Origin of the sequence: Pseudacidovorax intermedius (genome assembly GCF_001476815.1) — a bacterium.
GTDB classification, from domain to species: Bacteria; Pseudomonadota; Gammaproteobacteria; order Burkholderiales; family Burkholderiaceae_C; genus Xenophilus; species Xenophilus intermedius_A.
In genome coordinates, this window is sequence record NZ_LDSL01000231.1 from 1 (window position 1) to 909 (window position 909).

Sequence of the window (909 nt, forward strand, 5' to 3'; positions counted from 1 at the left end):
GTAGTCGGCATTGGCCGCATTCCTGGGGTGGTTCTGCAGGGTGAAGGTGAAACCCGGCACCATGGCGCGCAGGTTGCCGCTGGCGCGGGCACGGGCGCCCGCGGTGCGCAGCGCCTGCATGCGCAGCCGGGCGATCAGGTCGCCCTCGGCGCGCGGGTCGTTCGGGGAAGCTGTCCCGGCGTTGGGCTGGGCGTAGTGGCTGCCACCGAGCCCAGCATGCCAGGCGTAGACCTCGGCATCGGCGAAGCCGGTGGGCCGGGCATCTGTGCGGCCCGCGCGCAGGTCGGCGCGGGGGCGGGTGTAGTCGTAGTCGCGGCTGCTGTAGCGCCCCGGGGTGAGGCGGCTGTCGGGCACGAAGGCGTGGAGGTACTCGGCGTCGAGCTTCCAGCCGGGCGGGTGGTATTCGACAGTGCGGTAGGCCTGGCTGGGGTTGGGCAGGTAGGCGCCCAGGTGGTCCGAGAGCACCAGGCGGTGCGCACCGCCCGCATGCTCGAAGTGGTAGCTGATGCCCCATTCCTGGCACAGGCGCTCGAAGAAGGCGAAGTCGCTCTCGTTGAGCTGGGTCTGGTAGTCGCGGATGGGGTAGCGCTCGAGCAGGCGCTTGTCGACGGGGAAGGGGTAGTGGGCGAGGACGGCATCCAGGATGTCCACGACGGTGGCGTTCTGGAAGATGCGGCAGTCGGCGTTGAGGGTGGCCAGGTGCAGCCAGGGGCGCAGCACGAGGCGGTACTGCAGGTGGCGGCCTTCCTCGCCGACCAAGGCAGCCTCGGTGATGAGGGCGTTGATCTGGCGGATACCGGCGCCGACGGCGTCCACAGCCTCACCGACCGCACCAGGAAGAAAGTAACCCGAGCCGTCGAGTTCGATCTCGCAGCAGATCTCCCGGCCGATGAGCGCATCGAGGTCGAG

1 protein-coding gene is annotated in these 909 nt (G+C 69.6%); it reads right to left on the reverse strand.

All coding sequences use genetic code 11. The features are described 5' to 3' along the window. Positions 1 to 909 (reverse strand): type VI secretion system Vgr family protein (locus NS331_RS24760; RefSeq protein ID WP_153013050.1); only part of this gene is annotated, 909 nt, incomplete at both ends.